7 protein-coding genes and 1 pseudogene are annotated in these 8794 nt (G+C 62.8%); 4 read left to right on the top strand and 4 right to left on the bottom strand.

Annotation, left to right across the window (positions count from 1 at the left end; genetic code table 11):
* Positions 1 to 42: 42 nt before the first annotated feature.
* Positions 43 to 1098, bottom strand: a complete 1056-nt coding sequence (locus tag G542_RS0115365) for a PLP-dependent cysteine synthase family protein (protein WP_012698123.1) — start codon at positions 1096 to 1098, stop codon at positions 43 to 45.
* Between the two features lie 179 nt (positions 1099 to 1277).
* Entirely contained in the window at positions 1278 to 1895 is a 618-nt protein-coding gene (locus G542_RS0115370) for an OmpW/AlkL family protein (protein ID WP_027824578.1), read from the bottom strand.
* A gap of 272 nt (positions 1896 to 2167) precedes the next feature.
* Between G542_RS0115370 and ubiD the strand changes: the two genes are divergently transcribed.
* Positions 2168 to 3703, top strand: coding sequence for a 4-hydroxy-3-polyprenylbenzoate decarboxylase (ubiD, locus tag G542_RS0115375; protein ID WP_027824579.1), 1536 nt, complete (start codon positions 2168 to 2170; stop codon positions 3701 to 3703).
* Positions 3704 to 3801: 98 nt separating this feature from the next.
* A complete protein-coding gene (locus tag G542_RS0115380; protein ID WP_027824580.1) occupies positions 3802 to 4824 on the top strand; it encodes an NAD(P)H-dependent amine dehydrogenase family protein in 1023 nt (340 codons plus the stop codon).
* Positions 4825 to 4889: 65 nt separating this feature from the next.
* Here the strand turns inward: G542_RS0115380 and G542_RS0115385 are convergent, their stop codons facing one another.
* Both G542_RS0115385 and ttcA read right to left on the bottom strand, forming a co-directional pair.
* Complete coding sequence (locus G542_RS0115385; protein ID WP_156092923.1) at positions 4890 to 5684, bottom strand: polyamine aminopropyltransferase; 795 nt, start codon at positions 5682 to 5684, stop codon at positions 4890 to 4892.
* Positions 5677 to 6630, bottom strand: a complete 954-nt coding sequence (gene ttcA, locus G542_RS0115390) for a tRNA 2-thiocytidine(32) synthetase TtcA (RefSeq protein ID WP_027824582.1) — start codon at positions 6628 to 6630, stop codon at positions 5677 to 5679. The genes G542_RS0115385 and ttcA overlap by 8 nt, the downstream gene beginning before the upstream one ends.
* Positions 6631 to 6775: 145 nt before the next feature.
* On the opposite strand from ttcA, the gene G542_RS0115395 reads away from it, so the two are divergent.
* Together G542_RS0115395 and G542_RS19380 are read left to right on the top strand one after the other, a co-directional pair.
* A complete protein-coding gene (locus tag G542_RS0115395; protein ID WP_027824583.1) occupies positions 6776 to 7951 on the top strand; it encodes an NAD(P)H-dependent flavin oxidoreductase in 1176 nt (391 codons plus the stop codon).
* Between the two features lie 181 nt (positions 7952 to 8132).
* Positions 8133 to 8794 (top strand): annotated as a pseudogene (locus tag G542_RS19380) (DDE-type integrase/transposase/recombinase); the annotation flags it as partial.

Raw genomic sequence — 8794 nt, forward strand, 5'->3', positions numbered from 1 at the left:
CCGCTGTGAAGCGGGGAAAAACAGCGTTTGGGGGCTTGCCGGCTACCAGCGGCCTTCTTCGAAAAAGCAGCGGTAACGCAGCAGCCACGGGGTGATGTCGATGCGCTGGGCTTCCAGCCAGTCCGGATTGAAATAGCTGTCGAGATAACGCTCGCCCGAGTCGCAGATCAGCGTGACGATGGCGCCCTGCTCGCCGCGCGCCACCATGCCCGAGGCGAGTTCGCACACGCCGAACAGGTTGGTGCCGGTCGAGCCGCCGCACTTGCGCCCCAGGACTTCGGACAGGAAATGCAGCGCAGCATAGCTGGCAGCATTGGGCACGCGGATCACCCGGTCCACGACGCTGGGAATGAACGATGGCTCGACCCGCGGCCGGCCGATGCCTTCGACGCCCGAGCCGCCCTCGCAGGTCAACGCGTCGTCACCGGTGTAGTAGCTGTCGTAGAACACCGAGTTTTCGGGATCGACCACGCAGACGCGGGTATCAAGCTTCTGGTAGCGGGTGTAACGGCCGAACGTGGCCGAGGTGCCGCCGGTCCCGGCTCCGCAGACGATCCAGCTCGGGATCGGGAACGGTTCAAGCTGCATCTGCCGGAAAATGGTGTCGGCAATGTTGTTGTTGCCGCGCCAGTCGGTCGCCCGTTCGGCATAGGTGAACTGGTCCATGTAATGGCCGTCCAGTTCGTGCGCCAGCCGGCGGGATTCGTCGTAGATGGTGGCCGGGTCCTCGACCAGATGGCAGCGCCCGCCCTGGAACTCGATGGCCCGGACTTTTTCCGCCGACGTGCCGCGCGGCATGACTGCGATGAACGGCAAGCCGAGCAGGCGGGCAAAGTAGGCTTCGGAGACTGCGGTCGAGCCACTGGAGGCCTCGATGATCGTCGTTCCTTCGCGGATCCAGCCATTGCACAGGCCGTACAGGAACAGTGACCGGGCCAGCCGGTGCTTGAGGCTGCCGGTAGGGTGGGTCGATTCGTCCTTGAAATACAGGTGGATGTGCGGAACCGCCGGTATCGTCAGCGGAATCAGGTGGGTATCGGACGAGCGATTGAAATCGGCCTCGATCTTGGCGATGGCGGAATGGATCCAGTGCGTCATGGTGTGACGTTTCCTCAACAGCAAACAGCTAAACACTGCATTCTAGAGGGGGAAGCCTGCCGGGTCCGCAAAGAAAAACGGCGCGGGGTGCGCGCCGTCAAACATCACATCAACACGAGAGGGAAATACGGACGGGAGCGGCCAGCCGTTCCCGTCATGACTCACGTCAGGCGACGCGGTCAGAACTTGGTGCCGATACCAACACCGATGATCCACGGGTTGATCTTGATCTTGCCAGCATCTTCACCATTAACCATCAGCTTGGTGTCCATCCATACCTTCTTCACGTCAAGGTTGACGAACACGTTCTTGTTGATGGCGTAGTCAGCACCGATCTGCAGGGCACCGCCCCAGCTGTTCTTCTTGATGTTGACGCTGTCAGCACCAGTCACGGCTTCAGCAGTCTTGAAGTTGGTGTTGTAGAAACGGGTGTAGTTGATGCCGGCACCCACGTACGGACGGAAGTCAGCGTCCGGCATGAAGTGGTATTGCAGGGTCAGGGTCGGCGGCAGCACCCACACCGAACCGATGTCACCGCCACCAGAGGTCACATTGTGCTTGGAAGTACCCAGAATCAGCTCGGCGCCGATGTTCTTGGTGATCATATAGGTCAAGTCAAGCTCCGGGGTCATGGCTTGCTTGACGTTCAGACCCAGATCGCTGGCAGTCTGTGACGTGCTCACTTCCGGAGCGATGTACAAACCACGTACGCGCACCAGCACGTCACCTGCGTCAGCCATCGAAACGGCCGGAGCAAAGGCTGCACCTGCCAGAAGAGCCAGAGCCAGTTTTTTCATGTTGAGTTCTCCAAAGTTTGTCCGCAGACCGGAAAATGTTGCGCTATCTCGAATATCAAGCGCTGTTTCAGTTGTCCGGCGGCAGTTTAACCATATTGATTAGTCAATTTTTACGACACATGGCTATCGTGGGCATATTCATGCTTTTGCCATGATCTCGATCAAATTTGCCGGACGGATTTGGCACCAAATTCCTTCACGTTGTTGTCAATTTGACACATCTTTCGTCTCCGCCTAGCCTCGAAACATTTCAGCCATTCATCATTGTCACCATGCACTACCGTGACCTGCGCGACTTCATCGCGGCCCTCGAAGCCCGGGGCGAACTCAAACGTGTCGGGCAGCCTGTATCGCCCCGCCTGGAAATGACAGATCTCTGCGACCGCACCCTGCGCGCAGAAGGACCAGCCTTGCTGTTTGAGGCACCGCAAACCGGCAACACTCGCTATGCCAGCCCGGTGCTGGGCAACCTTTTTGGCACTCCGCAGCGGGTCGCACTGGGCATGGGAGCCGAAAACGTGTCGGCCCTGCGCGACATCGGCCAGTTGCTGGCCATGCTCAAGGAGCCCGAGCCGCCCAAAGGCCTGCGCGATGCCTGGGACAAGTTTCCGCTATATAAAAAGGTGCTCGACATGGCACCGAAAACCATCCGCCGGGCCCCGGTGCAGGAAGTGGTCGAAGAAGGCCCTGAGGTCAACCTCGCCCGCCTGCCGGTCTGGCACTGCTGGCCCGGCGACGTTGCCCCGCTGATTACCTGGGGGCTGACCGTCACCCGCGGGCCGGCCAAAAAGCGCCAGAACCTCGGCATTTACCGCCAGCAGGTCATCAGCCGCAACCAGGTCATCATGCGCTGGCTGGCTCACCGCGGCGGGGCGCTGGATTTCCGCGACTGGCGCCGCACCCGCCCGGGTGAACCGTTCCCGGTGTCGGTGGTGCTGGGCTGCGACCCGGCCACCATCCTAGGCGCCGTTACCCCGGTGCCGGATACCCTGTCGGAATACCAGTTTGCCGGCCTGCTGCGCGGCAGCCGCACCGAACTGACCCAGAGCCTTGGCAACGACCTGCAAGTGCCGGCCTTTGCCGAAATCGTGCTGGAAGGCCACCTCAGCCCCTGCGAAGCCGGCTTCAGCGGCGTCAGCGAACACGGTATCCCGTTAAAAGAAATCGACGGCTACCTGCACGCTCTGGAGGGGCCGTATGGCGACCATACCGGCTATTACAACGAGCAGGACTGGTTCCCGGTCTTCACCATCGACCGCCTGACCCGCCGGCCCGACGCGATCTACCACAGCACCTACACCGGCAAGCCGATCGACGAACCGGCCGTGCTTGGCGTGGCACTCAACGAAGTGTTCGTGCCGATCCTGCAAAAGCAGTTCCCGGAAATCGTCGACTTCTACCTGCCGCCGGAAGGTTGCAGCTACCGCATGGCAGTGGTGTCGATCAGGAAGCAGTACGCCGGTCACGCCAAGCGGGTGATGATGGGGTGCTGGAGCTTCCTGCGCCAGTTCATGTACACCAAGTTCATCGTGGTGGTGGACGACGACATCGACACCCGCGACTGGAAAGAGGTCATGTGGGCCATCACCACCCGCATGGATCCGGTGCGCGACACGGTGCTGGTGGAAAACACCCCGATCGACTATCTGGATTTCGCCAGCCCGGTGTCTGGGCTGGGCGGCAAGATGGGGATGGATGCGACCAACAAGTGGCCGGGCGAAACCGACCGTGAATGGGGCCGCCCCATCGTCAAGGATGCAGCGGTGGCAGCCCGGGTCGACCAGCTGTGGCAGACGCTGGGCCTGTAGCCGGTAATGACAAGAGGCTTGTCTGACCGCAAGTCCGGCCGAAGGCCGGACTGGTAGTCTGGGTCCAGTCCTCTGTCACTTTACCTAAGGAGCAGGTCATGGAACGCGTACGGGTCATCCAGTATGGCTGCGGCAAGATGGGGCAGGTCACCCTGCGTTATCTGGTGGAGAAAGGCTGCGAGATCGTCGGCGCCATCGATACCGATCCGGCACTGGTCGGCCGCGATGCCGGCGACGTGGCCGGCATCGGGCGACGCCTGAACGTGCCGGTACGGGCAGATGCCGAAGCCGTGTTTGCCGAGTGCGACGCCCATGTCGCCATCGTGGCCGTCGGCAGCCTGATGGACGACATGTACCCGCACTTCGAGCGCTGCGCCCGCCATGGCGTCAACGCCATTTCCACCTGCGAGGAAGCGTTCTATCCGTGGACCACCTCGCCGGCACTGACCAGCCGGCTGGACGTGCTGGCCAAACAGCATGGCTGTACGCTGACCGGTTCCGGCTACCAGGACGTCTACTGGGGCAACCTGATCACCACGCTGGCCGGCTCCAGCCACTGCATCAACCGCATCGAGGGCGTATCCAGCTACAACGTCGAGGATTACGGCATCGCCCTGGCCCGGGTACACGGCGTCGGCCTGACTCCCGAGGCCTTCCAGCGCGAAATCGCCGAAGCCACGGCCCTGCCCTCGTACATGTGGAACGCCTGCGAATGGCTGGCCGCGCAACTGGGGCTGACCATCGCCAGCATCAGCCAGAAACAGGTGCCGATCCTGGCACAGTCCGACACCCCCAGCCGCACCATGGGCCGCACCATCCGCGCCGGTGAGGCACTGGGCATGTCCGCCGTGGTGACCCTCGTCACCCGGCAAGGGCCGGTGATCGAAAGCCAGTGCATCGGCAAGGTCTACCTGCCGGGCGAAACCGACCGCAACGACTGGGTGCTGCGCGGCGAACCGGACACGTTCGTCCAGATCAGCCGCCCATCCACGGTGGAACTCACCTGCGCCAGCGTCGTCAACCGGGTACCGGACGTGATTGCCGCACCGGCCGGCTTTGTTACTTCGGAAAAGATGCCGCCGGCGGCCTATCGCGCCTGGCCGATGCATTTTTACCTGTAAGCACCGGGCCCGCCCCGGGGCTGCACCCGCCGCCACGCCGTGGCGGCTTTTTCATGCCGGTTGCCTCAGGGCAGCAGGCGCGAGGCCGTATGCTGGTTGGCCTTTTTCAGTGCCGCCACCATGGCCGGAAAATCCAGCCCGTGCCCATCCTGCAAGGCACGCGCCCGGGCTTCCAGCTGGTCAAAGCGCAGGGCATGTCCCGGTGCATCGCGCAGGGCAAACGCGGCCACATTGCCGTGGGTTTCGGCCGGCAGGACCAGTACCCGGCCGTCAAAGGCGTGGCGCATGGCATCCAGATGCTGGTGATAGCGCGGGTGCCGGCTCCACAGGTTGACTGCCAGCACGCCGCCCTCGCCGAGGGCCATGCGGCAATCGTGCAGGAAGGGCTCGGCCACCATGGCCGTGATGATGTTGTAGCCGTCAAAGGCGTCGATCAGGACGGTGTCGAAAGCCGCCGTCTGCCGCCCCATGTAATCCACCCCGTCGCCGGTGACCACCTGCATGCGCTCGTCGGCAGGCAGGCAGAACATCGACTGGCACAGCGCCACCACCTGCGGATTGAGCTCCACGGCCACATTCATCGACTCGGGCAGCCGGGCATGGAAAAAGCGCGGCAGGCTGCCGCCCCCCAGTCCGACATGCAGGATGCGCCGGGGAGATGCCTGCAGGAGCAGACAGCCCGCCATGGCGCGGGTATAGGCCAGCACCAGCTCGGCCGGATCGCTGATGCGCATCTGCGATTGCAGGGTGTCGGAGCCGAGATACATCGAGCGCAGGCCGTTGTCTTCGCCGACGGCGACCTCGGGCAAGCCACCCGGACGCTGGCCCTTGCGCCGGCGCATGGCGAGAAAATCACTCACCGCAGCCCCCGGCCTTCGGGCGTGAATCGAGGATGCTGAACGTGCGGCGCGGCTGACCGTCTTCGTCCGCCGGCACCGGATCGCGGAATTCTTCCTTGTCGAATGCCGTGTCGCCGCCCTCGGACGGCAGCGCGTCGCCGACCTTGAGCCCGGCAAACGGATAGAGTGCGGTATCGGCCAGATGCGACGGCACCACGTTTTGCAGGGCGCGGAACATGGTTTCCACCCGGCCCGGGAAACGGCGGTCCCAGTCGTTGATCATCTCCTTCACCACCTGGCGCTGCAGGTTGGGCTGCGACCCGCACAGGTTGCACGGAATGATCGGAAACTCCCGCAGCCCGGCGTAGCGCTCGATGTCCTTTTCGCGGCAGTACGCCAGCGGGCGGATCACCACGTGCTTGCCGTTGTCGGACAGCAGCTTGGGCGGCATGGCCTTGAGCTTGCCGCCGTAGAACATGTTGAGGAACAGGGTCTGCAGGATGTCGTCGCGGTGGTGTCCCAAGGCGATCTTGGTCGCATCCAGTTCACCGGCCACCCGGTACAGCACCCCGCGGCGCAGTCGCGAGCACAGGCTGCAGGTGGTCTTGCCTTCCGGCACCAGCCGCTTGACGATCGAATAGGTATCTTCTTCTACGATACGGTATTCGACGCCGAGGGATTCGAGATAGGCCGGCAGCACGTCTTCCGGAAAACCCGGCTGTTTCTGGTCGAGGTTGACCGCTACGATGGAGAAGTCGATCGGGGCGGATTTTTGCAGCCCCAGCAGGATATCGAGCAGGGCGTAGCTGTCCTTGCCGCCCGACAGGCAGACCATGACGCGGTCTCCCGCCTCGATCATGTTGAAGTCGTTGATGGCATCGCCAACCTCGTGGCGCAGGCGCTTGACGAGCTTGTTGGCGTTACGGGAAGTCTTGCGGGCTGCCGCTTCGTCGGCAACCGGAATCATATCAGTCATGAAACAACCGCTAAATCAGCAAATTGCGCGATTTTACCGCGAAACCGTCCTCCCCGCGTCACCACAATTCTTGACGATTGCCGTATGCCTCGTGCCTAATCCCGAGGCTTTTCGAATGATTACTCTAGGCTAGGCCATGACAGACTCGACCTTACCCCCGCTTGTTGTACGCGGCCATGTACTCAAACCCGTCGTCCAGGGCGGCATGGGCGTGGGCATTTCCGCCCACCAGCTCGCCGGTACGGTTGCGCGTGAAGGCGCGGTAGGCACCATCGCCAGTGTCGATCTGCGGCACCTGCACCCCGATCTGGTCGAAGCATCGCTGCACGCAAAATGCACCGAAGACTACGACCGCCTCAACCTGATCGCGCTTGACCGCGAGATCAAGCGCGCACTGGAGATCGCCGACGGCGAAGGCCTGGTGTCGGTCAACGTGATGAAAGCCGTCGACGCCCACGCCAAATACGTGCGCCAGGCCTGCGAATCCGGTGCCCAGGCCATCACCATGGGCGCCGGCCTGCCGCTCGACCTGCCGGACATGGTCAGCGAACACCCCAACGTCGCCCTGCTGCCGATCCTCAGCGAATCGCGCGGCATCGGCATCGTGCTCAAGCGCTGGATGAAAAAGAATCGCCTGCCGGATGCCATCGTGATCGAACACCCGGCCCATGCCGGCGGTCACCTCGGTGCCGCCAAGCGCGAGGACATTGCCGACGGCCGTTTCGATTTCGCCCGCGTGCTGGAAGAAACCTTTGAACTCTTCAAGTCACTGGGGCTGGAACGCGAGCGCATCCCGCTGGTTGTTGCGGGCGGCATCAACAGCTTTGAAAAGGTCAGGCACTACCTCGGCCTCGGCGCCGCAGGCGTACAGGTCGGCACGGCCTTTGCCGTGACCCGCGAAGGCGATGCCCACATCAACTTCAAGAACGTGCTGGCAGGTGCCAAGAAAGAGGACGTGGTCGAATTCATGAGCGTGGCCGGCCTGCCGGCCCGCGGCGTGCTCACTCCGTTCCTCAAGAGCTACCTCAAGCGCGAGGAGAAGCTCCAGGCCAACGCCAAGGCCGACCCGGGCCGCTGCACCCAGGCACTCAACTGCCTGTCGGTCTGCGGACTGCGTGACGGCATCAGCAAGATCGGCCAGTTCTGCATCGACCTCAAGCTGTCGGCCGCCTTCCGCGGCGAAGTCGACAAAGGCCTGTTCTTCCGCGGCAAGGATCCGCTGCCGTTTGGCGACGCCATCCGGTCGGTACGCGAACTGCTCGACTACCTGACCACCGGCGTCAAGCCCGACCTGAACGTACGCCCGGCCTGATCTTGGCCATCCGCCCCGCCTGAATGGACATGCCCTCGTTTGAGGGCATGTCTGTTTTTGTCTCCGGAAACTGTATTACCTGTCGCATCCCGGACGATCATCTGAGCAAACGTATCTGGAAACTGACCCTTGCCCGTGAGAGTTTGGGTCAGCTTCTGGCAACGCTCAAGGCCCAGTCAAAATGATCGTCAAACTACACAAGCAGGCTCGCACCACGCCAGCCATCCGCAAATGGAAGCATCGCGAGAGTGTCGAGGATCGCTCCCATCCCGCGCATCGTTTGCAGACCACGCTGACGCCGGCACAGGAACGCATCGCGGTCGAATTGCGCAAGATCCTGCGCCCGGGGCTGGATGACCTGCTGGTCGTCGTTCGCGAGTTCCTCAACCCGGCGGTACCCGTTCAGGCCTGGATTGTTGCTTGCGCCGGCATGACGTGGGCAGCCTGCGCGATCTGGAGCCTGCACCAGCCCGACTGGTGCGCAAGCCGTTCAAGGCATACGACCCCGGCTATTTCCACATTGACGTCAAATACCTGCCGCAGATGCCGGACGAGACGGCACGCCGCTATCTGTTTGTGGCCATCGACCGGGCCACCCGCCGGGTCTTCGCGCAAATCAAACCCAACAAAACGGCCGCGGCGGCCAAGGCCTTTCTGAAAGCGCTGCAGAAGGTGGCGCCGTGCCACATCCAGACCATCCTGACCGATAACGGCAGCGAGTTCACCGACCGCCTGTTCAACCGGCAGAAGCAGGCCAGCGGCGAGCATGAATTCGACCGGCTGTGTGCCGCGCTGGAGATTGAGCACCGGCTGACCAAACCACGCATGCCGCAGACGAACGGG

This window comes from Laribacter hongkongensis DSM 14985, assembly GCF_000423285.1.
Lineage (GTDB): Bacteria > Pseudomonadota > Gammaproteobacteria > Burkholderiales > Aquaspirillaceae > Laribacter > Laribacter hongkongensis.